Origin of the sequence: Bradyrhizobium diversitatis (genome assembly GCF_016031635.1) — a bacterium.
Classification (GTDB): domain Bacteria; phylum Pseudomonadota; class Alphaproteobacteria; order Rhizobiales; family Xanthobacteraceae; genus Bradyrhizobium; species Bradyrhizobium diversitatis.
Map to the genome: position 1 here is coordinate 1 of NZ_JACEGD010000041.1, position 24940 is coordinate 24940.

26 protein-coding genes are annotated in these 24940 nt (G+C 65.6%); 12 read left to right on the forward strand and 14 right to left on the reverse strand.

Annotated elements, in window-relative coordinates; translation table 11 throughout:
* The 6 genes from lpxK to H1B27_RS33115 all read right to left on the reverse strand — a co-directional run.
* The coding region (lpxK, locus tag H1B27_RS33090; protein WP_197968929.1) for a tetraacyldisaccharide 4'-kinase at positions 1-598 on the reverse strand (598 nt) is incomplete at its 3' end.
* Positions 591-1907, reverse strand: a complete 1317-nt coding sequence (locus tag H1B27_RS33095) for a 3-deoxy-D-manno-octulosonic acid transferase (protein WP_197968930.1) — start codon at positions 1905-1907, stop codon at positions 591-593. The genes H1B27_RS33095 and lpxK, both read right to left, overlap by 8 nt.
* Positions 1900-2619, reverse strand: a complete 720-nt coding sequence (locus H1B27_RS33100) for a lysophospholipid acyltransferase family protein (protein WP_061877385.1) — start codon at positions 2617-2619, stop codon at positions 1900-1902. The genes H1B27_RS33095 and H1B27_RS33100 overlap by 8 nt, the downstream gene beginning before the upstream one ends.
* Entirely contained in the window at positions 2616-2858 is a 243-nt protein-coding gene (locus H1B27_RS33105; RefSeq protein ID WP_061877384.1) for a DUF4170 domain-containing protein, read from the reverse strand. Before H1B27_RS33105 ends, H1B27_RS33100 begins: the two co-directional genes overlap by 4 nt.
* A 60-nt stretch (positions 2859-2918) precedes the next feature.
* Complete coding sequence (locus tag H1B27_RS33110) at positions 2919-3737, reverse strand: 3'(2'),5'-bisphosphate nucleotidase CysQ (protein WP_197968931.1); 819 nt, start codon at positions 3735-3737, stop codon at positions 2919-2921.
* Positions 3724-5106, reverse strand: coding sequence for a TldD/PmbA family protein (locus H1B27_RS33115; protein WP_197968932.1), 1383 nt, complete (start codon positions 5104-5106; stop codon positions 3724-3726). Before H1B27_RS33115 ends, H1B27_RS33110 begins: the two co-directional genes overlap by 14 nt.
* Before the next feature lie 264 nt (positions 5107-5370).
* On the opposite strand from H1B27_RS33115, the gene H1B27_RS33120 reads away from it, so the two are divergent.
* Entirely contained in the window at positions 5371-5889 is a 519-nt protein-coding gene (locus tag H1B27_RS33120) for a DUF6101 family protein (RefSeq protein WP_197968933.1), read from the forward strand.
* Positions 5890-5990: 101 nt separating this feature from the next.
* On the opposite strand, the gene ubiA is transcribed toward H1B27_RS33120, so the two are convergent.
* The gene (ubiA, locus tag H1B27_RS33125; RefSeq protein WP_197968934.1) at positions 5991-6947 is read right to left on the reverse strand and encodes a 4-hydroxybenzoate octaprenyltransferase; all 957 of its coding nucleotides are present in this window, start codon (positions 6945-6947) and stop codon (positions 5991-5993) included.
* A 142-nt stretch (positions 6948-7089) separates the two neighbouring features.
* A complete protein-coding gene (locus H1B27_RS33130) occupies positions 7090-7752 on the reverse strand; it encodes a hypothetical protein (protein WP_061877379.1) in 663 nt (220 codons plus the stop codon).
* 209 nt (positions 7753-7961) lie between these two features.
* On the opposite strand from H1B27_RS33130, the gene H1B27_RS33135 reads away from it, so the two are divergent.
* Complete coding sequence (locus tag H1B27_RS33135; protein WP_197968935.1) at positions 7962-8717, forward strand: 16S rRNA (uracil(1498)-N(3))-methyltransferase; 756 nt, start codon at positions 7962-7964, stop codon at positions 8715-8717.
* Here H1B27_RS33135 and H1B27_RS33140 read toward each other — a convergent pair.
* Positions 8714-9562, reverse strand: a complete 849-nt coding sequence (locus H1B27_RS33140) for a helix-turn-helix domain-containing protein (RefSeq protein ID WP_246515870.1) — start codon at positions 9560-9562, stop codon at positions 8714-8716. The genes H1B27_RS33135 and H1B27_RS33140 overlap by 4 nt on opposite strands.
* Positions 9563-9734: 172 nt before the next feature.
* Positions 9735-10241, reverse strand: coding sequence for a hypothetical protein (locus H1B27_RS33145; RefSeq protein ID WP_197968937.1), 507 nt, complete (start codon positions 10239-10241; stop codon positions 9735-9737).
* Between the two features lie 194 nt (positions 10242-10435).
* On the opposite strand from H1B27_RS33145, the gene H1B27_RS33150 reads away from it, so the two are divergent.
* The 6 genes from H1B27_RS33150 (at position 10436) to H1B27_RS33175 (ending at position 15886) form a co-directional block, all read left to right on the forward strand.
* A complete protein-coding gene (locus H1B27_RS33150) occupies positions 10436-10705 on the forward strand; it encodes a hypothetical protein (protein ID WP_197968938.1) in 270 nt (89 codons plus the stop codon).
* Positions 10706-10806: 101 nt separating this feature from the next.
* Positions 10807-11958: an ATP phosphoribosyltransferase regulatory subunit gene (locus H1B27_RS33155; protein ID WP_197968939.1), complete on the forward strand. Its 1152-nt coding sequence runs from the start codon at positions 10807-10809 to the stop codon at positions 11956-11958.
* Between the two features lie 3 nt (positions 11959-11961).
* Positions 11962-12939: an ATP phosphoribosyltransferase gene (gene hisG / locus H1B27_RS33160; protein WP_131869139.1), complete on the forward strand. Its 978-nt coding sequence runs from the start codon at positions 11962-11964 to the stop codon at positions 12937-12939.
* A gap of 86 nt (positions 12940-13025) precedes the next feature.
* Positions 13026-14087 (forward strand): glycosyltransferase family 2 protein, encoded by a 1062-nt coding sequence (locus tag H1B27_RS33165; protein WP_197968940.1) that lies wholly within the window; start codon positions 13026-13028, stop codon positions 14085-14087.
* Positions 14084-14929 (forward strand): ChbG/HpnK family deacetylase, encoded by an 846-nt coding sequence (locus tag H1B27_RS33170; RefSeq protein WP_061877373.1) that lies wholly within the window; start codon positions 14084-14086, stop codon positions 14927-14929. The genes H1B27_RS33165 and H1B27_RS33170 overlap by 4 nt, the downstream gene beginning before the upstream one ends.
* A 126-nt stretch (positions 14930-15055) precedes the next feature.
* The gene (locus H1B27_RS33175) at positions 15056-15886 is read left to right on the forward strand and encodes a DUF2076 domain-containing protein (RefSeq protein ID WP_197968941.1); all 831 of its coding nucleotides are present in this window, start codon (positions 15056-15058) and stop codon (positions 15884-15886) included.
* Between the two features lie 166 nt (positions 15887-16052).
* On the opposite strand, the gene H1B27_RS33180 is transcribed toward H1B27_RS33175, so the two are convergent.
* Positions 16053-16853, reverse strand: coding sequence for a L,D-transpeptidase (locus H1B27_RS33180; protein WP_197968942.1), 801 nt, complete (start codon positions 16851-16853; stop codon positions 16053-16055).
* Between the two features lie 315 nt (positions 16854-17168).
* Between H1B27_RS33180 and H1B27_RS33185 the strand changes: the two genes are divergently transcribed.
* Positions 17169-17948, forward strand: a complete 780-nt coding sequence (locus H1B27_RS33185; protein WP_061879001.1) for a protein phosphatase CheZ — start codon at positions 17169-17171, stop codon at positions 17946-17948.
* A gap of 236 nt (positions 17949-18184) precedes the next feature.
* On the opposite strand, the gene H1B27_RS33190 is transcribed toward H1B27_RS33185, so the two are convergent.
* A complete protein-coding gene (locus H1B27_RS33190) occupies positions 18185-18706 on the reverse strand; it encodes a hypothetical protein (RefSeq protein WP_061879002.1) in 522 nt (173 codons plus the stop codon).
* Positions 18707-19022: 316 nt separating this feature from the next.
* Between H1B27_RS33190 and H1B27_RS33195 the strand changes: the two genes are divergently transcribed.
* The 3 genes from H1B27_RS33195 to H1B27_RS33205 all read left to right on the forward strand — a co-directional run bounded on the left by H1B27_RS33195 (position 19023) and on the right by H1B27_RS33205 (position 22523).
* Complete coding sequence (locus H1B27_RS33195) at positions 19023-19319, forward strand: co-chaperone GroES (RefSeq protein WP_025033779.1); 297 nt, start codon at positions 19023-19025, stop codon at positions 19317-19319.
* Between the two features lie 163 nt (positions 19320-19482).
* Complete coding sequence (groL, locus tag H1B27_RS33200) at positions 19483-21114, forward strand: chaperonin GroEL (protein WP_197968943.1); 1632 nt, start codon at positions 19483-19485, stop codon at positions 21112-21114.
* A gap of 197 nt (positions 21115-21311) precedes the next feature.
* Entirely contained in the window at positions 21312-22523 is a 1212-nt protein-coding gene (locus H1B27_RS33205; RefSeq protein WP_197968944.1) for a hypothetical protein, read from the forward strand.
* Positions 22524-22647: 124 nt separating this feature from the next.
* Here H1B27_RS33205 and H1B27_RS33210 read toward each other — a convergent pair whose 3' ends face one another.
* Both H1B27_RS33210 and H1B27_RS33215 read right to left on the reverse strand, forming a co-directional pair.
* The gene (locus H1B27_RS33210) at positions 22648-23046 is read right to left on the reverse strand and encodes an META domain-containing protein (protein WP_197968945.1); all 399 of its coding nucleotides are present in this window, start codon (positions 23044-23046) and stop codon (positions 22648-22650) included.
* 133 nt (positions 23047-23179) lie between these two features.
* Positions 23180-24844: an L-lactate permease gene (locus tag H1B27_RS33215; protein ID WP_061879006.1), complete on the reverse strand. Its 1665-nt coding sequence runs from the start codon at positions 24842-24844 to the stop codon at positions 23180-23182.
* Positions 24845-24940: the final 96 nt, after the last annotated feature.

Consider the following 24940-nt stretch of genomic DNA (forward strand, 5'->3'; position numbering starts at 1 on the left):
CGACATCGTTGGCGGCACGGCCATCGCCGATCAGCACCAGCGCGTCGGTGCGCGCGAGCTGCGCCTGCAACGGCGCGCGCAGGGGGCCCGCGGGAAACACCTGGCCGTTGCCGAGGCCGCGCTCGCTGTCGATCACGATCAGCGACGCGTCCTTGAACAGACCAGGATTCTGGAAACCGTCATCCATCAGGATCACGGTGGCGCCCTGCGATTTCGCCAGCGCGACGCCGTCGAGTCGGTCGCGCGCGACTGTGACCGGGACGTCACGCGCCATCATCAGGGGCTCGTCGCCGACGTCGGCCGCGGCATGACGGGCGCGGTCGACCATCACCGGGCCCTTCAGGCGCCCGCCATAGCCGCGGCTGAGCACGACCGGCGTCTCGCCGAGTTCGCGAAGCAGCTTCGTCAGCGCCAGCACGGTCGGCGTCTTGCCGGCGCCGCCGACATGGTAGTTGCCGACGCAGATCACGGGAATGCCGGCGTCCACGCCGTCGCGCTGCATGCGCCATGCGGTGACGGCGCCGTAGAGCGCACCCAGCGGAAAGAGGACATGCGATAGCGGGGAATGTGGCCGGTACCAGAAGGCCGGCTCACGCATTCGCGGCCCCCATCTCGATCCGCAACTGCAGCAGATACGGCTCGAGCGCGGTCATGGTGCGATCGAGCGCACCGCCGAGCTGCTCGACCACGCCTGAGCCGGCGCGTTGCATCTTGTCGCGCACCATCGGCTCGGCCAGGAGCAGGCCGAGCTGCTTGACCAGCGCCTCCTGCGTATCGGCCTGGCGCGCCCCGCCGCTGCCGTCGAGCGCTTCATAGACGTCGGCGAAGTTGAAGACGTGCGGACCGTGGACGATCGCCGCGCCGAGCTTGATCGCCTCGATCGGATTCTGGCCGCCATGGTGGATCAGCGATCCGCCCATGAACACGATCGGCGAGAGACGGTAGAACAGGCCGAGCTCGCCCATGGTGTCGGCAACGTAGACGTCGGTCGTGGCCGTCGGCAGTTCCTCGCGCGAGCGCAAGCCGGGCTTCAGGCCGGAGGACGTGACCAGGCCCGCGATCGCGGAGCCGCGATCCGGATGCCGCGGCACGATCACGGTGAGAAGCTGCGGGAAGAAACCGGAGAGGCTGCGATGCGCGGCGATCAGCATCTCGTCCTCGCCCGGATGGGTCGAGGCCGCCACGATGATCGGACGCCCGCGCGTCATCGCCATCAGCCGTTCGAGCTTTGCTGGATCGGCCGGCGGCGCCGGCACGTCCAGCTTGAGATTGCCCGTGGTGACGACGTCGCGGCCGCCGAGCGCGGAAAAGCGCTCGGCATCGGTCTTCGACTGCGCAAGACAAATGTCGAACCGCGACAGCAGCGCCGAGATGGTGCCGTGCATGCGCCGCCAGCGCGGGAAGGAGCGCGGCGACATCCGTCCGTTGATCAGCACCATCGGCACCCGGCGCGCCGCGCCGGCGAGGATCAGGTTCGGCCACAGGTCGGATTCGATGAACAGCGCCAGCGACGGCTTCCAGTGATCGAGGAAGCGCGCGACATAGCGCGGAGAGTCGTACGGTACGTATTGATGGATCACGTCAGGCGGAAAGCGCTTTGCCGCCACCGCCGCCGAGGTGACGGTGCCCGAGGTGAGCAGGATGCGCAGATTGAGATCGCGCAGGCGCCCGACCAGCGCCGCGGCGGCCAGCACCTCGCCGACGCTGGCGCCGTGGATCCAGACCAGCGGGCCATGCGGCCGCACGTCGCGGGACAGCCCCCGTCGCTCGCCGACGCGCGCGGGATCCTCCTTACCCTGCTTCAGCCGCCGCTTGATCAGTGCAGGCGCAAGCGGCACCAGGCCGGAGGCCAGGCGCCGATACATCCGCAGCGTGATCGGCAGCGCAATAGGCAGCGACTTAGGCATCTTCCGGTCCCGGACGGCCGAGTTGAGCGTAGGCGCGGCGGGTCGCTTCGTTCAACGTGTCTTCCAGCTCCTGCCGCAACGCTTCCATCGCGGCGGCGTCGGCATCTGCGGGAACGTGGATTTCCTTGATGCCGACCAATGCGCCGCGCCCGAACGGCAGATTGATGGTGGTGCGGTCCCAGTTCTTGAGCCGGACGAAGCGGCTGGTCGCCATCGCGAAAGGCATGATCGGCCGTCCCGATTCCCGTGCCAGCATGATAATGCCGAGCCCCGCCACGCGTGAGCGCTTGGGGACGTCGGCAGTCAACGCGACATTACAACCGCCTTGGAGCGTCCGCACCATTTCCTTGAAGGCGCCCACACCCCCCTTGCGATGGAACGCCCCGCCGTGGTCGCCGGAGCCGCGGATGGTGCCGATGCCGAGCCGTTCGGCCGTAATCGCATTGAACTCGCCGTCGCGATGGCGCGAGATCAGGACCTTGGCCCGATAGGAGGCCTTGTCCTGATTCTTGATGAAGGGCGTCAGGAAATGCTGGCCGTGCCAGAACGCGAAGATCGCGGGGAGCTGCGGCTCGACGCGTCCATAGACGTCCGAGGGATCCAACGTGAATTTGTTGGTCCGCCAGACCAGACGCAGATATTCGGCCGCCAGGACCCCGACGGCACGCTGAAACCAGCTGCTTCGCAGCGTATTGCGAAGCAGTCTTTTCAACGCGCCGGTTCTTGATTCGGGTCGAGCAGCCGGTGGAGATGGACGATGAAATAGCGCATCTGTGCGTTGTCGACCGTGCTCTGCGCCTTGGCCCGCCAGGCGGCGTGGGCGGCGGCATAGTTCGGATAGAGGCCGACGATGTCGACGTCGTCCAGATTCTTGAAGACGTTGTGCTCGAGATCGACGAGTTCGCCGCCGATGACGAGGTGGAGCAGTTGTTGCGGGGCACTATCTGGCATGAGTTCTGTTCCTAGCGGGCTGCCCGGCAAAGCAGTGTCCGACAAGCACGACGAAGCGCTTCAGGCCAAGGGACGGTTGCGAAAATGCGCGACAATGCCCGCATGACGATCGCGTCCCGCTGCCACCAGCACTCCGTGCGCCACTTCCCGGCGGTTATAGAGGATGGGTTCTCCGGAGAGGTCGCTCATCCTACCATCCGCTTCCTGCACGATCAAATCGGCCGCCGCAAGGTCCCAATCATGGCTGCTGCCCCCCGCAAAAGCCGCATCCAGCGCGCCATGGGCCACCCGGCACAGCCGCAGCGCCAGCGAGCCGATTCGCCGATGCAGCTTGATCTCGCCGAGTGACGGCTTCAGCCGCTCGACCAGGGGCTTCGGGCCGGCGACGCGGGCGAAGTCGAGCTCGGATCCGGACGTCGCCCGCACCGGCTTGTCGTTGAGCGTCGTGCCCTGGCCGCGCACCGCGAAGAAGAACTCGTCGCTAGCTGGTGCAAACACCGCGGCGAGAACGGGCGAGGCGTCCTCCACCAGCGCCACGCTGACGCACCACTCGTCATGACCGCCCAGATAATTGCGCGTGCCGTCGATGGGATCGACGATCCATGTCAGCCGCCGCGACAGCCGTGCCGCATCGTCGGCGCTCTCCTCCGACAGCCAGCCATAGTCGGGTGTCGCCGCGCGCAGGCGCGCCTCGAGGAGATCGTTGACCGCGATGTCGGCCTCCGACACCGGGGAGGACGCGCCCTTGGTCCACTTCCGCAGCTCGGTGCGAAACATCGACTGCGCGAGCGCGCCCGCTTCCCGCACCGTGGCCTTCAGCAGCGCCGCGTCGCGGGCCAGAATGGTTTCGTCCAGAGAGTGCGCGTCAGCGTCCGCCAAGCGTCAAACCCTCGATGCGCACCGTCGGCGCATTGATGCCGTAGCGGAATTCGAGATTGTTCGCGGGCTGTATCGACTTGAAGATCTCGAACAGATGCCCGGCGATCGTGACTTCGCTGACGGGATAGGTGATCTCGCCGTTCTCGATCCAGAAACCGGAGGCGCCGCGGCTGTAATCGCCGGTGACGCCGTTGACGCCGGAGCCGATCAGATCGGTGACGTAGAAGCCCTGTTTGATATCCGAGATCAATTCAGCAGGAGTCGGCGTTCCGGGCTCGAGATGCAGATTGTACGGCCCGGGCGACGGCGAGGAGGAGACGCCGCGATGGGCATGGCCGGTGGTGGCGAGGCCGAGCTCGCGCGCGGTGGCGCAATCGAGCAGCCAGGTCGTCAGCACGCCGTCGTCGACCAGCGCGGTCCTCTTCACCGCGACGCCCTCGGCATCGAAGGTCTGCGAGCGCAGGCCGCGCTTGCGCAAGGGATCGTCGATGATGCGGATGTTCTTGGCGAAGAGCTGCTGGCCGAGCCTGTCCTTCAGGAAGCTGGTCTTGCGCGCGATCGAGGCGCCGTTGATGGCGCCGACGAGGTGGCCGACCAGCGAGCCCGCGACGCGCGGATCGAACACGACCGGCACCTTGCAGGTCTCGACCTTGCGCGGATTGTAGCGCGCCACGGTGCGCTCTCCGGCGGAACGGCCGACCGTCTCCGGCGACAACAGATCGGCGCCGTGCGGCGCCGAGGTGAAGTCGTAATCGCGCTCCATGCCGGTGCCTTCGCCCGATATGGCGGTGGCGGAAATGCCCTGGCTGGAGCGGAGGTAAGAGCCGTGGAAGCCGGTCGAAGTCACGAGCACCATGCCGCCGATGCCGGCGGAAGCCGAGGCGCCGCCGGACTTAGTCACACCCTTCACGCCGAGCGCCGCAGCTTCGGCCGCGAGCGCGCGGCGCTCGAGCTCGGCGGTCGCCGGCACATCGGGATCGAGCAGGTCGAGATCGGGGAAATCGCGCGCGAGCAGGGCGGGATCGGCGAGGCCGACATATTTGTCGTCGGGCGCCACGCGCGCCATCGCGACCGCGCGTTCGGCAAGCTTGGTCACGGCATCGCCGCTGACGTCGTTGGTCGAGACCACCGCCTGGCGTTGGCCGACCAGCACCCGCAGGCCGACATCGTCGCCCTCCGACCGCTCGGATTCCTCGACACGGCCGTCGCGGACCTCGACGCCTTGCGAGACGCCGCGCACCGCGACCGCATCGGCCGCATCCGCGCCGGCGCGCCTCGCCGCCTCGACCAGCCGCTGCGCGAGATCGGAGAGCGCGGACTGATCGAACAGGTCGCGATGGGTGGTCGTCGAGCTTGGTGAAGAGTTCACAAACGAAATCCTGTTGGGGCGGGGTTCGGGACCGGAACCCACAGATGTGCCCTGACGGCGCGGACTTCAAGCATTTTCAGCCTGCCAAAAGCTCAGATTCGCAACTTCGGCGCAACGTCTCGTCAATCATGCGCGCCAAGGTCTTGTCAATCATGAGCAGCGGTGACGGTGGGTTAACCAGGCTTTTTAAGCGGTTTCGGAAAGGGCCGCGCTAAGGTCCTCGCATCGACCGGGAACATAATCCCGGCGGGGAGAACTAAAGCCGTGAGGCGTCAAACAGCAACATGCGGGATCACTCCCGCCGGGTCGAGCCGCTCCTTGCGGCTCGACCCCCTTTCCCTTCCGGTCCGCTTCGATGCGCATGACCCGCGCGCCGACGGACATGTCAGGCAGATCGAGCTTCATCGCGAGCGTGTCGTGCTGCGCCGTGCCGTCCGCGGCATGCAGATGGCGATCAACGTGCGCGTTGCCGACTTCACCGGCGTCGCCTTGCGCGGCAATGACGAAGTGCAGACGCTCGTCCTCGTGCATCGCGATCCCTCGCTGTCCATTCCGCTGCTGGTCGGCGCCGATGCCGACGAGATCGCGCAAGCCTGGGCGATCTGGAGCGAGCTCTTCGCGCTGCCGCAGCTCGACGAAGGCGCCCGCAAGCCCGCGCCGCGCCGTCGCCGTGCCAACGCGATCCGCGCCCGCCGCCCGAAATTCCTGATGCGCCGGCGCGTTGCGATGACGCGCGAACTCACCGTTCATAAGGGCGAGCGCGAGATCATCGCGCGGAATTGAAGGTGCCGTAGGGTGGGTTAGCCGTAGGCGTAACCCACCAACTTCTGTCCGCATGGAAAGCGAAGAGGTGGATTACGCTTCGCTAATCCACCCTACGAGACCTACGCGGCTCGCATCACCGCGTCGACCAGCAATCCCGCAAAAAGCAGCAGGCCAGCATCCCTGTTCGACTTGAACAGGCGCAGACACAGTCCGGGATCTTCGATCTTCAGGCGCACGATCTGCGAGGCGAGATGCAGGGCGAAGGCCACGAGCCCGAGCCAGGCCGGCCAGCGCACATCGGCGGAAGCCAGCGCGATGCCGATCAACATCACCGCGAGCCCGTAGAACAGGATCAGCGCCTGGTGCGTGTGCGCGCCGAACAGGCGCGCGGTCGACTTGATGCCGATCAGCGCGTCGTCCTCGGCGTCCTGATGCGCGTAGATCGTGTCATAGCCGATCACCCAGGAAATCGCGCCGGCATAGAGCACGAGCGCGGTGACGTCGATGTGTCCGAACGTGACGGCAAATCCCATCAAGGCGCCCCATGAGAAGGCAAGCCCGAGCACGATCTGCGGCCACCAGGTGATGCGCTTCATGAAGGGATAGATCGCGACGATCAGAAGCGAGGCGATGCCGGTCGCGATCGCGAAGCGGTTGAACTGCAGCAGCACCAGGAGGCCGATCAGCGCCTGCGCGACCATGAAGGCCAGCGCCTGCTTGGTGGTCACCTGCCCTGACGGCAACGGCCGCGAGCGCGTGCGCTCGACCTTGTCGTCGAGATCGCGATCGGTGATGTCGTTCCACGTGCAACCTGCCCCGCGCATCACGAAGGCGCCGATGAAGAACAGCACGATGGTGAGCGGCAGGCCGCGGACGTCATGCGCCATGCCGGCGGCGAGCGCCGCCGACCACCAGCATGGCATCAGGAGAAGCCAGGAGCCGATCGGACGGTCGAAGCGGGACAGGCGCAGGTAAGGCCGCGCCCAATGCGGCGCGAGCGTATCGACCCAGTTGCCGGTGGAATCGGCAACGCGGGCGGATGTGCTAGTGCCCAGTTTTCGAAGTTCGTATTCCATCGCGGCGTGTTCCGGTACGAACTTCGAAAACTACAAGGGCACTAGCAGGAAAACTATAATTCACGTGCCGCTTATCGATTTGAAGTTCCTATGAGGATCTCGCGGCAAGCACCGTAGGAACTTCAAATCGGCGGCACGTGTATCATCGGGTCAGGACGTTGCCGTTGAGCGTATCGAAGGTGCTGCCGCCCTTCTTGCCGGCATTGACCTCGGGCGCAGAGCCCGAACCGAGTACCTCGCTCAGGGACGGGCCGGCCGGACGCGCCTGTTGCTGCTGCATCTGCAGCGCGACGTTGCAGACCTTCGCCGCCATCGCCTCTGTGTTCTTGTGACCGTCCTTCATCTGCGCGCCGACCTGCGGCGGGATTCCGCATTTGGCGGCGTGGGTCTCGATGTACTTGATCATCTTGGTCTCGGCCTGGCTGAAATTGCGGATCAGCTTGCAGGCCTCGTCCGGCGGCGCGTGACGGTCGCTCGCCGCCTTGATCAGCTTGCCGCGCTTCTCGGCTTCTTCGCGCAGGGGCATGAACGCCTTCATGCAGTCCTCGCCGGGACCGGCTTGCGTCGGCGGAGCCGCGCTGAAGGCGCCGGCACCGCCGACCGGGGCGGCGCCGTTCACCGGAAACGACGATTGCGGCGTCGTGCCGACGGAGGCGACGGGTGCCGAGCCGTTCACGGGCGGAAAGGGGGAGCTGGTAGCAGCCTGGCCGGGCAGCGGCGCCGGGAAGGCGCTTTGCGCTTGGGCGCCCGCGGCACCCATGGCGACCATGGCGGCAGTGATCGGAACCATCAGACGACGGATCATGAAGGCAGTCTCTCCGGCAGGAGCTTACGGGGGCGGCGTCTTCCCAATTGAAGCGCGACCAGCGTGTTCGCTTTTCTACGATTCCCGCCGGCCCTTAACAACCCGTGGAATAGGGCAAGAGCGCGGCGCTGGGACGCACCAATCCGGCGATATTTACCCCCAAAACTACTGGTTTCGGTTAAGAACGGCGGCAAATCGGACCTCTGACGATGCCCTCCCACGATTTTCGCGCTCCCCGCCTGTTCGTCGATGCCGCCCTCGTCCAGGACGCCAGGGTGCCGCTCGACCGCGACCAGAGCAACTATCTCGGCAACGTGCTGCGCCTTGCCGCCGGGGCCGAAGTCCTGGCCTTCAACGGCCGTGACGGCGAGTGGCAGGCGGCGATCGAAGGCCGCAAGCGGCCGGATGGCCTCGTGATCCTCCAGCAGACCCGGCCCCAGGACCGACTACCCGACCTCACTTACGTCTTCGCGCCGCTCAAGCATGCCCGGCTGGATTACATGGTGCAGAAGGCGATCGAGATGGGCGCCGCCGCCCTGCAGCCGGTCCTGACACGGTTTACCCAGGCCTCCCGGGTCAATACCGAGCGGATGCGCGCCAACGTGGTCGAGGCGGCCGAGCAATGCGGCATCCTCAGCATCGCCACCGTTGCCGAGCCGGTGCCGCTGGAGCGCTTCTTGAGCCAGCGCGCCGCGGGCCGGTTGCTGATCTTCTGCGATGAGGCGGCGGAGGTCCAGGACCCCGTTCAGAGCCTGCAAGACAGCCGTGAGGCCGGCGGAGGTATTGACGTGCTGATCGGCCCCGAAGGTGGCTTCGCCGAGGAGGAACGGGCACTGCTGCTGCGGCAGCCCAGGATCCTGCGGCTGGCCCTCGGCCCCCGGATCATGCGAGCCGACACCGCCGCGGTGGCGGCCCTGGCGTTGGTGCAGGCGGTGCTGGGCGACTGGGGCGGTGGAGGCGGCTAGATCGTTTCCCGCATCGCGCGGTGCAGGGTCTCGGACGGCAGCTCCCCGAAGGCCGCCCTGTAACTCGCCGCGAACTCGCTCAGGTGCCAGAAGCCGTGCGCAATTGCGCAGGCCTTCACACTGCGCCGCCCAGGACCGATGCGCAGCTGCTTGCGCACCGACCAGAGCCGCAGGACCCGGCTGTAGCGATGCGGGCTCATGCCGCAAATGGCCTGTGTCGCGCTCTGGAGAGTCCGGACGGACACGCCCACCTGCGCGGCCAGTTCGGGCGTCCTGGGCCAGACCGTCGGGTCTTGCCGGATCAATCTTTCCATGTCCGCGACGATCCGCCGATAGCCATCCGTGGCGGACGATGCAGGTCCGCCGCTCGCGCTGGTGCGCAGCGCAGCGTCCATCGTGCTGAGCAGGGACTGCTCGACGGCGGTCAGCGACATCGGCTCGTTCAGGAAGTCCGGGTCATGTGCCGCGATTTCCAGCGTGACGGAGATCAGGCGGCGCAGCGAGGCAAAAACGTCCGACGGCGGGTTCACCAGGCGATAGCCGTCACCCAGTTGCGCCCAGGGTTCGCGCTGCGGCGGACTGAGATACACGACTGCCATCAGCCGGCCCTCCGGCTCATAGACCAGGCAATCGGAGCTGCCCGTCAGAACGACGATGGAGCGGCCCATTGGTTGCCCGTTGATGCGGGCCGAGGTCACGTGATCCATCGGCACCACGACGGCGGCGGCATCCGTCAATCGATAGCCGCGAACGATCCTCGGGAAGGTTTTCACCAGAGAGAGGGTCAGGGTCGGCAGGCTGAGCCGAGCCCGCATGATTGCCGTCGCCCCGACCGACAACGGCATGCTGGAAGCGCCGGCATATCTCTCGGTCTCGCCGAAATGGTCGATGTCATACGCCATGAGCTCGAGGGCCGACGATGGCTTGAGCTCCTGGAAGGACATCAAGCGGTCCGTCGCCAGCTCTCGCGCTCCCTCGCGCGCCGTATCGAGATGGCCTTGATCCATATCGTGTCGCTTACCTTGCCTTCTTTGCGGACGCCGCGCCCCTGGAGGCGCGCAGATCATCCGGCCCGCTGATGCCGGCACGCCTGAGATCGCGAAGCAGCCTCGCGAGCAACAGCATGTTCGTCTTCTGCAGTTCGTGGTTGTTTCCAAACCTGAATGCGTTCTGCTCGGTCACGATGAGTCCGGCCTTCGTCTCGGCGAGAATCTTCCGCCTCTTCAGTCCCGTCACGCGACGGCGAACCGTCTCCAGGGGCAGGCTGAGGAAGCGGGAGAGTGCGGCACGAGAGACCCCCTGCTTGATGACGTCCGGCTCGACGGCATGAATGCTGGAGAATTTCTCGTCCAACGCCGGATCGTTCATCACGTGGATGACATTGGCGTTCAGGACCGCATGAATGATCAGAAGGTCCAGCGGATCGAATTCGTCGTAGTGCCGGAACAACTCGCTCATCGAGAACAGCATATAGGCTAGCGTGTGCCGCGAGACCGTCCGGATAATATCTGAAGCATTGCGCATGAATCGAAAACCAACATTCATCTTGTAAACGATGGCTACGGCGAACGGACCATCGGCCATACCCAAAATGAGTATGCGACGACTTGCCAGCCGTCCCTAGTTTCTCATTGTGACGCCGGCCTGCTGCGGCATCTGAACATCGTTGTCGACGAGACCTTCGATGTGCCTGCCGGACCCTGGCCGCCAGGACTTCATTGCGCGAGCGCGCATCCAACAGTTTCGACGATGCCGGCGCCGCCGGGGCGGCGATCGCGATGGAAGACATGGCAATGAATGACGACGTTGTGCCCGAGGCGCGAGCATGCGAGTCGCTGCGGCTCATCAAGGCGTTTCTCCGCCTCACGGACCCCGTCCCGCGACGAAACGTGATCCATCGGAATTGGGTATTATATTACCTGATCGATGCCACGTTCTACACCCTGCCGACGGGGGCCGGCGTCGCTCGAAACTCGTTAAGCGATTGATCCTTTGGAGGTCGAAACCGCTTTCGGGCCATGCTAAGGGCTGCGCCAACTCCCATTCCTTCCTTGCCCTGCCCGGTTCCGCCGGGCCGATGGACCCTGAGATGACCGCGACTGCCACCTCAAATGCTGCCGGCTCCGCCGCCTGGGCGGATACGCTGCTCTTGTCGTTCGCGCAGGCGGGCTATGTCAGGGCCGAGCCCGCCATCCTGCAGCCGGCCGAGCCGTTCCTGGATCTCTCCGGCGAGGACATCCGCAAGAGCCTGTACCTCACCACGGACCTTTCCGGCGAGGAGCTCTGCCTGCGCCCGGACCTGACGATTCCCGTCGCGCGCGACTATCTCGCCTCGACCCGCGCCGGCCAGCCGGCCGGGTTCAGCTATCTCGGCCCGGTGTTTCGCTACCGCAGCGGCCAGGCCAGCGAATTCCTGCAAGCCGGCATCGAATCGTTCGGCCGCCAGGACCGCGCCGCGGCCGATGCCGAGATGTTGGCCCTGGCGCTGGAGGCGACCGCCGCCTTCGGCGTCCGCGATGTCGAGATCCGCACCGGCGATGTCGCGCTGTTCAATGCCCTGCTGGATGCACTCAACCTCTATCCGGTCTGGCGCCGCCGCCTAGTCAAGGATTTCAACCGCAAGATCAGCCTGGAGCAGGATCTGGAGCGGCTGGCAGCCGCCAGCACCGCGACGCGCAGCGAATACGAGGGCGTGCTGGCCGCCCTCGCCGGCTCCGATCGCAAGGCGGCACTCGCCTTCGTCACTGATCTGATGTCGATCGCCGGCACCACCAATGTCGGCGGACGCACCACGGCCGAGATCGCCGATCGCTTCCTCGAGCAATCGACGCTGAAGGGCGGCGCGCTGCCGCGCGAGGCGATCGCCGTGCTCAAGCGCTTCCTGTCGATATCAGGCAATCCCGACGACGCCATAGCCGAGCTGCGCGCACTCATGACCGACGCGAAGCTCGATCTCGCCCCGGCGATCGATCAGTTCGAGAGCCGCGTCGGCTTCATGGCGGCGCGCGGCATCGAGGTGAAGCAGACCCGCTTCTCGACGGCGTTCGGGCGCGGCCTCGACTATTACACCGGCTTCGAATTCGAGCTGCATCACCGGGGCAACGGCGCCGAGCCGCTGGTCGCGGGCGGCCGCTATGACGGGCTGATGACCCAGCTCGGATCAAGCGAGCCGATCCCCGCGGTCGGCTTCTCGGTCTGGGTGGATGCGCTGACGAAGATCGGCCGCAAGGTGGGAGCTTAAGTCATGAGCGCGCCATTCGTTCTGGCCGTTCCCTCCAAGGGCCGCCTGCAGGAAAACACCGAGGCCTTCTTTGCCCGTGCCGGCCTCAAGCTGTCGAAGGCCGGCGGCGCCCGCGACTACCGCGGCACGATCGCAGGTCTCGACAATGTCGAGGTCGCCTATCTCTCGGCGAGCGAGATCGCCTCGCAACTCGCCCGCGGCTTCGCGCATCTCGGCGTCACCGGCGAGGACCTGGTGCGCGAGAACATCGCCGATGCCGACAAGCGCGTGTCGCTGATAGAAGGGCTCGGCTTCGGCTATGCCGACGTCGTCGTCGCGGTGCCGCAGGCCTGGATCGACGTCCGCACCATGGCGGACCTCGACGATGTCACCACCGGCTTCCGCGAGCAGCATCACATGCGGATGCGGGTCGCGACCAAGTTCGTCAACCTCACCCGCGGCTTCTTCCAGGCCCACGGCATCACCGATTACCGCATCGTCGAAAGCGCAGGCGCAACGGAAGGCGCGCCGGCAGCCGGCAGCGCCGAGCTGATCGTCGACATCACCACTACGGGCGCAACGCTCGCCGCCAACGGCTTGCGGGTGCTCGACGACGGTACAATCCTGCGCAGCCAGGCCAATCTGGTGGCATCCAAAGGGGCCGACTGGTCGCCGCAGGCGCGAGAGACGGCGCGTGTCATCCTCGATCACATCGCAGCGCGGGCGCGGGCCAACAAGTACCGCGAAGTCCGCACCCGCTTCCGGCAATGCGACGCCGCCCTGCTCGGCGAGGCCCATAGCCGATACGGAGTCGAGGCGCCGTTCGGCGGTCCGACTTCGTCAGGCATGCTGACGCTGCACTGCCCGCCGGGTCAGCTCTATGCGCTGGCGAGCTTCCTGCGCGAGCATGGCGCCGAGACCGTCTCTGTGGTGTCGCTGGACTACGTGTTCGATCGGGAGAACCCGCTGTTCGCCAAGCTCGCGGCGTTCCTCGGGCAGTGAGCACGGGGCTCGTTCAGCATGGCGACAGCAAGCGGCAGCTACCATATGCTGTCGAGAACATCTAAACGCCTCTGGAACCTTGATCGATGACGCTGGGCTCTGACGTATCAGGCATGACGACCACCGCAGCGAGTGCCGCTGCGAAGGGGCTGTCGATAGTCGTCCCCGTCTACAACGAGGCGGCGGGGCTCGCTGCCCTGCATCAGCGCATCTGCGATCTCGCAAAGACGCTGCGGCAGCGCTATCGGCTGACTTGCGAGGTCGTCTACGTCGACGACGGCAGCAAGGATGCGACGCTGTCGATCGCGCGGTCGCTGCCGGCCGACGCGATCGACGTCCAGGTGGTGTCGCTGTCGCGCAATTTCGGCAAGGAGGCCGCGCTGATGGCCGGCCTCGACCATGCCCGGCTCGGTGCCGTCCTGTTCATGGACGGGGACGGCCAGCATCCGCCGGCGCTGATCGAACAGCTGGTGCGGCACTGGATCGATGACGGCTATGACGTCGTCTACACCGCCAAGGCGCATCGCGACAACGAACCCTTCTTGCGCCGGGTCGCGGTGCACGGCTTCTACGCGCTGATCAATTGGGGCGCACGCCAGAAGATTCCCGAGGACGCCGGCGACTTCCGCCTGCTCTCGCCGCGCGCGGTCGCCGCACTCAGGCAGTTGCCGGAACGCAACCGTTTCTTCAAAGGCCTCGCCAGCTGGATCGGCTTTCGCCAGATCCGCGTCGACTACGAGCCTGCGGCGCGCGTCCATGGCGTCACCACCTTCAACGCCGCAAGCCTGCTCGGCCTCTCGATCGAGGGCCTGACCTCGTTTTCGGTGGCACCGCTGCGCTTCGCCAGCCTGCTCGGCGTCATTCTCGCCGGAGGTGCCTTCCTGTTCGGCCTGTCGATCCTCTGGGAGGTGTTCACGACCGGCAAGCAGGTGCCCGGCTATCCCTCGCTCGTGATCGGCCTGATGACGATCGGCGGCGTGCAGCTCATCATGATCGGCATCGTCGGCGAATATATCGGCAAAATCCTGTCCGAGCTGAAGGCGCGCCCGATCTACTTCGTCGCGGAGCACAGCGAGAAGCACTCCGAGGCCGGCAAGGCCGAGGACCCTTCAAGCCAGGACGCCGCGAACAGGACGGCGGCCGAATGAGCGCGGCCGCGAGCCCGCGGCGAATCTGGCTCTGCGCCGACGATTACGGCATCAGCCCCGCCGTCAACCGCGCCATTCGCGACCTGATCGAACGCGGCCGCCTCAACGCCACCTCGGTGATGATGGTGGGCCCGGCGATCGCGCGCAGCGAGATAGAGGCGCTTCAGTCCGCAGCGAAGACGAACCCGCGCTGCACGATCGGATTGCACGTGACGCTGTCGGCGCCGTTCCGGCCGCTCACCATGCATTTCCGACCGCTCGACGGCGACATGTTCATGCCGTTTCCGAAGCTGCTGCGCGCGGGCGTTTTGCGACGACTCGACCGGGAATTCTTCCGGAACGAAGTCAAGGCGCAGCTGGCAGCCTTCATGGAAGCGTTCGGACGCGCCCCCGACTTCGTCGACGGCCACCAGCATGTGCAGCTCTACCCACAGATCCGCGACGGCTTCGTCGATGCGGTGGTTGAGACTGCGCCGGGCGCCTGGGTGCGTCAGGGCGGCCGCGATCTGCCGCTCAGGCAACGGCTGGCCTCGCCAAAAGCCATGGTGCTCGACAGTCTCAGCGCGCAATTCCGCCGCCGCGCCGGCAGCGCCGGCCTCAGCTTCAACCCCGGCTTCGCCGGCGCCTATGATTTCACGCGCGACGCCGATTTCGGCGCGCTGATGCGGCAGTTCCTGGAAGGCCTTCCCGACGGCGGCCTCGTGATGTGCCATCCCGGCTTCGTCGATGACGTCCTCGCCGGCCTCGACCCGATGACCGATGTCCGTGAGCGCGAGCATGCTTATCTCGCCAGCGACGCCTTTGCGCGCCTGCTGACGGACAGCAACGTGACACTGGGATGAAACCGGCGAAAAGCGGGCCAGGAGGCAGCTTGTCGCATACGGAAATTTAATCCGGCCGGCACTGTTGGGGCCACAATGGAACCCTACATCTCCTGCGCGCTTGATTTTGCGCGAAGGAGACAGATCATGACGCCGCAGGAACGCCAGCTCGTCGACGACCTTTTCGACCGGCTTTCAAAGCTGGAAAATGCACCGCGCGATCCCGATGCGGTCGCCGCGATCTCCGACGGCCTGCGCAAGGCGCCCGGCGCCGTCTACGCGCTGGTGCAGACCACGCTGCTGCAGGACGAAGCGCTCAAGCGCGCCCATCATCGCATCCAGGAACTGGAGGCCGCCCAGGCGCCCGAGCCCGCCCAGTCCGGCGGCTTCCTCGACACCATGCGCGACTCGCTGTTCGGCGGCAGCCCCTCGCGCGGCTCGGTACCGAACGTGCCGCCGCGTGAGCAGCGACCGGTCTGGAACACCGGCCAGGCGATGCAGCAGACGCAGCCGGGCTACGGCCAGCCGCCTTATGGACAGGCTTACGGCCAAGGACCAGGACAAGGGCCGGGACAAGGTTATGGTGCCCCGCCCGCGGGCGGTGGCGGCGGCTCGTTCCTCGGCACCGCGGCCGCGGCAGCGGCCGGCGTCGTCGGCGGCTCGCTGCTGCTCTCCAGCATCCGCGGCATGATGGGTGGGTCGCATCAGCAGGCCTTCGGCGACACCAACGCCTTGGGCGACCGCAGCGCTGGTGGAAGTCCTTGGGGCGGCGGCGACCAGTCGGGCGGATCGCTGTCGCGCGATGCCGGCCTCAACGACATCGGCTCGAACCAGGACTCCCGCCAGGGCTTCTTGGACCAGGCCTCGAACGATCGCGACAACAACGATCAGAACTACGACGACAATCGCGACGACAACATGGACATGGCCGACGACAGCGATTTCGGCGGCGACGACGGCGGCAGCGATTACGCGTGACGCCGTCTGGTAGCCGCGCAAGCAGGAACGGCCGCCCAAGAGGCGGCCGTTTTCATTTTCCAACCCTTGCTCAGAACCTCTTCCTTCTCCCCTTGTGGGAGAAGGTGGCGCGAAGCGCCGGATGAGGGGTATCCCTCTCCCACAAGGGGAGAGGGCAAAGCGAGCATCACATCACCACGACCTTGGTGCCGATATTGACGCGGCCGTAGAGGTCGATGACGTCCTCGTTGCGCATGCGGATGCAACCGGAGGAGACGTTGGTGCCGATGGTCCAGGGCTCGTTGGAGCCGTGAATGCGGTAGAGCGTCGAGCCGAGATACATCGCGCGGGCGCCAAGAGGATTTTCCGGACCGCCTTCCATGTGCCGGGGCAGATCGGGACGGCGCGCCAGCATTTCCTTCGGCGGCGTCCAGTCCGGCCATTCGCGCTTGGCGGTGATCGACTTCACGCCGGACCAGGTGAAGCCGGGACGGCCGACGCCGATGCCGTAGCGCATCGCCCTGCCGTTGCCCTCGACGAGATAGAGAAACTTGTTCGGCGTATCGACCACGATCGTGCCGGGACTTTCGTTGCCGTTATAGTCAACGAGCTGTTTCTCGAATTTCGGATCGAACGGACGCTGCCGTGGATCGATCGCCTCCTGCTGGAGAGCTGCGCCTTGCATCTGCGGCTCGCCCATCGGCGGCAGGCGACGCTGATCGTAATAGGCCGGCTGCTGCTGATACACCGGCTGCTGCGGCGCGTAGGCCGGACCGCGACCGGGACCATCGCCGAACAGGAACTCGATGAAGCCGCCACCCATGTTCGAATTGGAAGCGACGCGCACCGGCGCCGGCGGCACCTGCGGCGCGTAGAGCACCGCGGGCGGATCGTTCGGCACGCTGTTGTCGAAGGCGCCGGCACCGTTGGTGCCGGCCATGAAGGTGCAAGCGCTGCCGAGCAGCGCGACAGACATTTTCTTGAACATCGACGTACTCTGTACTGTTTCGTCTAGATCACATGCGTCGCGGAAGCTGCCTGGCTGATCGGCGCCGGCGACGTGGTCAATAAAGAGCAAAAGCCGTTTCGTTTGGTAAACGCATCGGGCGTTTGGATTCACCACGTCGCGAATGGCGGCGCAATTTGGCGATCAGCGTTTATTTTCCATGAACGCCGCGCGTCCATGGTTAATCGCTTCTTCGCGGAGCGTCGCTCGCGGGCCGCCTGGCAGTTCCCGCTGTGAACTTCGTGTTAAATCGCTTGTGCCTACAAAGACGCGTGAATGAGGTGGGGGAGTTTCCTGATGGCTGTTCACCGCAAACGTTTTCGTGTCGAGGATATCGTCGGTGGCGAGATGCCCATTCCAGATGTAGTTGAAGAGGCCCCCCCGATGCATAGCGAGATCATGGCCGAGCTGCGCGCGATCCGCGCACAGATGGCGAAGGGTGCCGCCCCACTGTCCGGCAGCGCAGCCATGGCGGCGATCGACGCCTCGACGGCCCACGAGCTGGCCGAAGCGCGCACCATGCTCGATACCTACCGGGCACAGATCGAGCAGTGCGAGAAGCTGAAGGTCGAGCTCGACCTCATCCACGATGCCATCGATCGCACCAAGCGCGAGATCGCGACGCTGCACGGCAAGAGCTTCGACGGCGGCGAGATGGCCAAGGTCAATGGCGAGCTCGGCGCAGTGGTCGGCGGCACCGAGCAGGCGACCCAGCAGATCCTCGAAGCCGCAGAATCGATCGACCAGGCCGCCAGTGCAATGTCCAAGGTGGACTCGGCCGATCAGCAGAAGCGGCTGGCCGACGACATCCAGGAACGCGTCATCTCGATCTTCGAGGCCTGCAACTTCCAGGACCTGACCGGCCAGCGCATCAGCAAGGTCATGACCACGATGAAGTTCATCGAGCAGCACATCAATGCGATGATGGACATCTGGGGCGGTGTCGACGCCATCAAGGCCCATGTGCCCGCGCATGTCGACAGCCGCAGCGACGACGAGAAGCTCCTCAACGGCCCGAAGCTCGCCGGCGACGTCGGCCATGCCTCGCAGGACGACATCGACGCGCTGTTCGACTGAGCGGACGCGGATTTCGGAAAATGAAAACGCCGGCGCGAGCCGGCGTTTTTTGTTTTGTAAGGCCAACCGCGGGGCACCCTTCCCTTCTCCCCTTGTGGGAGAAGGTGGCGCGCCGGATGAGGGGTTGCTTCAGCAAACTGGACTGCGAGATTTTCACTCGCGGAGAGATACCCCTCACCCGTCTCGCCGCTTCGCGGCGAGCCACCCTCTTCCACAAGGGGAGAGGGTAAGAGACATCACGCCCTCGGCGCGCAGCGGACGTAGACCATGTTGCCGTAGCGTGTGGCGGCGTCCTTGTCGATGAAGCGGGTGATCAGGACGCGGCCGTCGAAGGAGATGATCTCGCGATCCTGTTCGCCGGGGGTCGGCCCCGCCGGTCCGATGTAGTTCTTGCCGCTCGGCGAGCCCTTCAGCCGCAGTTCCTGCGGCGTCGCCTGGTCGGCCAGATGCATGATCACGCCGCCGGAGGAGCCCGCGGTGATGACATAGGGGTTCTTGCACTGCGCCCGGGCGGCAGCCTCGGTGCGGGCGCGGTCGGCCGGGTTCTGGAACGAGGCGAGACCCCAGCGGCCGACGATCTCGTCCGCGCGGATGGTGGCGGGCATTTCCGGCGCTGTGCCGGGTTCGGCTTCGGGCGGCGGAGAGGATGACGAGAAGGACGGCAGGCTCATGCCGCCGCCACAGGCGCCCAGCAACAGCGCCAGACAGGAGGCTGCCGCCAGATTGGCAACCGTGCGCGCGTGAGCTGAACTGATCATGGCATTCCCCCGAACAAGACGACGGCCGCACCCCTCCCGCAGCCAAGCGCAAAACCGCTGCCGGAGCAATGACGTCCTGCTGTACGCCGGCGCCCCGAACGAGTTTCCAATGCCACCATCCTATATCCGCCTCAACAATCGCTTAACCACCTTTGCTTGACAGGATCGCGGCCAAGCCATATTTCCGGGCGCACTATTAGCACTCGGAAAGCCCGATTGCTAAGCGCGCCGTTCAGTCTCTCAGGGAGAGGGTGGACGGACGCGCCGCCCCACCGACTTCCACTCCTTCCGAAGCGAGCCTCCAAAGGGAAACGTCATGGCTAAATCCAAATTTCGTCCGCTGCATGACCGTGTCGTGGTCAAACGTATCGACGCCGAGGAAAAGACCAAGGGCGGCATCATCATTCCCGACACCGCCAAGGAGAAGCCGTCGCAGGGCGAGGTCGTCGCCGTCGGGCCCGGCGGCCGCGACGAGACCGGCAAGCTGATCCCGATCGACCTCAAGGTCGGCGACCGCGTACTGTTCGGCAAGTGGTCGGGCACCGAGGTCAAGATCGACAACGAAGAGCTCCTGATCATGAAGGAGTCGGACATCATGGGCGTGCTGGCCTAAGGCCATCTGCCTGAACGGCCGCTGAATGCTCCATCGTCATCCCCGGGCTTGCCCCGCCGAAGCGGCTACGGCCGTGCAGGCCGGACAAGCCCGGTAAGACGGAGAGAGCGCAGCAGGAAACAGCACGAACAAGACACATCACGAAACACGAGGGATTGCAGACATGGCTGCCAAAGACGTCAAGTTTTCCGGAGACGCGCGCGACCGCATGCTGCGCGGCGTCGACATTCTCGCCAACGCCGTCAAGGTGACGCTCGGCCCGAAGGGCCGCAACGTCGTCATCGAGAAGTCGTTCGGCGCGCCCCGCATCACCAAGGACGGCGTCACCGTCGCCAAGGAGATCGAGCTCGAGGACAAGTTCGAGAACATGGGCGCCCAGATGCTGCGCGAGGTCGCCTCGAAGACCAACGACACCGCCGGCGATGGCACCACCACCGCGACCGTGCTGGCGCAGGCCATCGTGCGCGAAGGCGCCAAGGCGGTTGCCGCCGGCATGAACCCGATGGACCTCAAGCGCGGCATCGACACCGCGGTCGCGGCCGTGGTCAAGGACATCGAGAAGCGCGCCAAGCCGGTCGCCGCCTCCTCCGAGGTCGCCCAGGTCGGCACCATCTCGGCCAACGGTGACGCCGCCATCGGCAAGATGATCGCCCAGGCGATGCAGAAGGTCGGCAACGAGGGCGTCATCACCGTCGAGGAGAACAAGTCGCTCGACACCGAGGTCGACATCGTCGAAGGCATGAAGTTCGACCGCGGCTATCTCAGCCCCTACTTCGTCACCAACGCCGAGAAGATGACCGCCGAGCTCGAGGATGCCTACATCCTCCTGCACGAGAAGAAGCTCTCGGGCCTGCAGGCCATGCTGCCGGTGCTGGAAGCCGTGGTGCAGTCGGGCAAGCCGCTCGTCATCATCGCCGAGGACGTCGAGGGCGAGGCGCTGGCCACCCTGGTCGTCAACCGCCTGCGTGGCGGCCTCAAGGTCGCGGCCGTCAAGGCGCCGGGCTTCGGTGACCGCCGCAAGGCCATGCTGGAGGACATCGCGATCCTCACCGGCGGCCAGCTCATCTCCGAGGAGCTCGGCATCAAGCTCGAGAACGTCACGGTGAAGATGCTGGGACGCGCGGGCAAGGTGGTGATCGACAAGGAAAACACCACGATCGTCAAGGGCGCCGGCAAGAAGCCCGACATCGAGGCGCGCGTCGGCCAGATCAAGGCCCAGATCGAGGAGACCACCTCGGACTACGACCGCGAGAAGCTCCAGGAGCGCCTCGCCAAGCTCGCCGGCGGCGTCGCGGTGATCCGCGTCGGCGGCGCCACCGAGATCGAGGTCAAGGAGAAGAAGGACCGCGTCGAGGACGCGCTCAATGCCACCCGCGCTGCGGTGCAGGAAGGCATCGTTCCCGGCGGCGGCGTCGCGCTGCTCCGCGCCAAGAAGGCGGTGGGCCGTCTCACCAACGCCAATGACGACGTCCAGGCCGGCATCAACATCGTGCTGAAGGCACTGGAAGCCCCGATCCGCCAGATCTCCGAGAACGCGGGCGTGGAAGGCTCGATCGTCGTCGGCAAGATCCTGGAGAACAAGTCCGAGACCTTCGGCTTCGACGCCCAGACCGAGGACTATGTCGACCTGGTCGAGAAGGGCATCATCGATCCCGCCAAGGTGGTGCGCACCGCGCTCCAGGACGCCTCCTCCGTGGCGGGCCTGCTGGTGACCACCGAAGCCATGGTCGCCGAGCTGCCGAAGAAGGAAGCTGCGCCGGCGATGCCGGCCGGCGGCGGCATGGGCGGCTTCTAGGCTCCGTTCCATTGCAGTATTGCGAAGGCCGCCTCCGGGCGGCCTTCTTTTTTGTCGACCCTGCCTCTTCGCTTTCCAATTCAACCGGCAGCCAAAAACCACTACGGTGGCGCCGATTCTAACTGTTTGGGTATGATCCTCTCGGAAAACCGCTTCACACTTTTCCGGATCATGCCCGTTGCCCGAGGTCTTCGTCGATGCGCGCGCTTCCGGTTTGTTCGACTGCCCTTCTGGCGGCTCTGCTCGCCGTCTCGCCCGAATTCGCCTCCGCCCAGATGAAGCTGTCGCCGAAGGCGACGGCGCCGGGCGGCATCGAGACGCGCTATTTCACCTCGATCGACGGGCTGATGGACGGCAATGCCGACGTGATCCTGAAGGAGACGCGCCAGGGCAAGACGGTCACCGCGGCGGTGCTCGACGTCTGCTACCCGATCGCGAAGAACTCCGACCGCAAGGACCGCTTCGTCGTCAATCTCCAGGTCGCCGGCCAGACGCTGACGGGAACGACGCAGAGCATCAGTGAGAAGTCGCCGGTCAGCGTCAAGCTGACGCGCAAACAGTCCGGCGATACGTTCGAGTTCCGCGGCCAGATTGCGGTCGGCCAGGCGGTGACCGAGGTCACCTCGCCCGACAATTCCGATCTCAGCGAAAGGGAATTTCTGGACAACCAGACCTCCGACGACGGCATCACGCCGCAGCCGAAGGATTTCACCGACGTCTCGCCGGAGGCGATCGCAGTCAAGGTCAAGCTCGACGCGGCGAACGACTTCCTGAAGAGCCTGAAGGGCCAGGAGGTCGAGGTGACGCTGACCAGCCTCACCGTCGGCTGCGACGCACTGCGCGCAGGCGAGCAGACCATCAACATGTCGGTCGATCCCGAGCGTGCCGGCGCGCTGCTGGCGAAATTCAAGGCGATGCCGGGCGTCACGGCCGCAGGCTGGACCGCGGGCATGACCGAGATGGACCGCACCATCCGCTTTCCCGCGGCGGACTGGCGCGAGGGCGACAAGATCAACAAGGGCAAGCTCGCGACCGCGGTGGCGAGCGTGCTGAGCAGGACGCTCGCCGCAAAGCCGGTCTCGCAGAACTTCGACCCGGCCACCGGCAAGCTCAAGCTGGTGTTCAAGCGGCCGAACCAGGATTTTCCGGCGCTCGATCTCACCGACACGATCGAGGTCGCAGGGCTGGTCTCGCCGGACAAGCCCGGCACCACCGACAAGCTCATGCTCTGGATCGGCAGCCCCGCGACCACGACCGCCGACGAGAGTAGCGGTGCCAAGCTCAATCTGTCCGACGACGCGAGCCTGGACGAAGAAGGCGATCTGCCTGACGACAACGGCTCGATCGAGGCGCTTGCCAAGGAGCTGAAGGGCCAGCGCTGGGACGCCGACAAGTCGGAGTGGAAGTGACGTAGTCATTCCGGGGCGACGCGTCAGCGTCGAACCCGGAATCTCGCGCTACAATCTCGAGATTCTCAGGTGCGCAACTGCGCACCATAGTTCGCGCTATGCGCGCCCCGGAATGACCTGACGTTCAATTCCCCGTCGTCCGAAAGTGCAGCGGCTTGGGGCCGATCAGCGTCAGCACGTCGCCCTGTCGCCTCCAGGTTTCGACGCTGCCGAGCGCGGCCACGAGTTCGTCGTCGGCCTGCGCCTTCGCCGGCGGACAGGAACGGTCCTGGATCTGGCCGGGAACGAAGATCACGGTGTTGCCGGCAACCGAGAACTGGCCCTTGCCGCCCTTGCACCAGAGCTCCAGCACGACTTCGCCATGGTCGCCGATCTCGATGTTCGGAATCCGCTTCGAGCCCGCTTGCGGCAATGCTTCGAGCGTCATCTCGGTGCCGAACGGGAAACCGTCCTCGGCACGCGCGAGCGTGGACATCGCGAGCATTGCAACTGCCGCACACACCAATCGCTTGAGCAAAACCATGAGACCTCTCGACCGACCTGATTTGCGGCACCTTCTATAAGATGGCGATGCCATTGAGAAGGTTCGCCCGGATGCAAAAAATCCCCGCGGGGGCGAACCTCGCGGGGATTTGCCTCGAACGAGGCGCAGGCGGCTATTTCAGGACCATCGCCGTGAACGGCCAGACATAGGCCTGAAGCGTCACGAGCACACCGACGAGGCACGCCAGCACGATCGAGTGCCAGAATACGAAGCGCAGGATGGTGCCCTCATGCCCGTACCAGTTGGTCGCGGTGGAGGCGACCACGATCGACTGGGCGTCGATCATCTTGCCCATCACGCCGCCGGAAGAGTTCGCCGCGCTCATCAGGATCGGCGACAGGCCGAGTTGCTCGGAGGTGATCTTCTGGAGGTTGCCGAACAGGATATTGGACGACGTATCCGATCCCGTCAGCGCCACGCCGAGCCAGCCGAGCAGCGTGCCGAAGAAGGGATAGAGCACACCGGTCGCGGCAAAGGCGAGACCCAGCGTGGCATCGACGCCGGACAGGCGCGTCAAGGTGCCAATCGCGAGCATGGCCGAGATCGTGATCAGCGAGATCGCGCACAGACGTATGGTGCGGCCATACTCTGCCACGAGCCGGCCGGGACCGACGCCCATCAGAACGCCGGAGATGATCGCCGCGATCAGCATGCCCGTGCCGGTGAACGACAGGTATGTGAAGCTGAACACCGCAGCCTCTTTCGTCGGCCCTGGCGCGACCGGCGGCATCTTGTTGATCATCTGGTGCAGCTCGGGCACGGGATAGTTCCAGACGAAGATCGAGTTCGCCCAGCCCTTGAAGGCGCCGTTGCCCCAGATCAGCATCACGACGCAGACGATGATCCACGGCAACAGTGCACTCAAGAGTTCGCTTTGCGTCAGCGGCGTCTTGTCCAGCGGCTTTGCCGCCGCCATGGTGGCGGCCGATTCGTCGTGTCCGCGCAACGCCGGCGAGAGCCAGAGCTGCTTCGGTTGCCACACCTTGAGGAACAGGATCAGGGCCCCCATCGAGATCAGTGAGGCGCCGATGTCGACGATCCAGGGATTGATGTAGTTCGAAATCACGAATTGCGGGACGGCAAACGATAAGCCGGTGACGAGGATCGCCGGCCAGACGTCCTTCATGCCTTTCCATCCGGCGAACGCCCACACCACCCAGAACGGCACGATCAACGAGAAGAACGGCAATTGCCGGCCGACCATCGCGCCCAGGATGTAGGGATCGAGCCCGGTGACGGAGGCGAGGCCCTGGATCGGCGTGCCCAGCGCGCCATAGGCGACCGGGGCGGTGTTGGCGATCAGCGACAGGCCGGAGGCTGCGAGCGGCGAGAAGCCGAGCCCGATCAGCACGGCGCCGGTGATCGCGACCGGCGTGCCGAAGCCGGAGGCGCCCTCGAAGAACGCGCCGAACGAGAACGCGATCAGCAGCAATTGCAACCGCCGGTCCTCGGTGACGCCGCCGATGGCGCGCTTGAGCAATTCGAAGCGGCCGGTGCTCACCGTCACCTGGTAGAGGAAGATGACGTTGAGGACGATCCAGCCGATGGGGAAGAACCCGGTGACGATGCCCAGCACCGAGGCGCGGATCGACATGTTCGCGGGCATGGTGAAAACGAAGATCGTGATCACGTTGGTCACGATCACGGCGATGATGGCCGCGATATGCGCCTGGACGCGGCCGCTCGCGATCAGGACCAGCAGCGTGACGACGGGCACCGCCGCCGCGATGGTCGACAGCACCGGGCTGTTGAGCGGATCATAGATTTGATTCCACATGGACTTTCTCCCCACGCATGTTGCGACAGGCGGCCCGCGTGGGGAGCCGTCCTGCTTGACGCTGAAAGTGAAAACCCCGAGCTGGACGCCAATTCC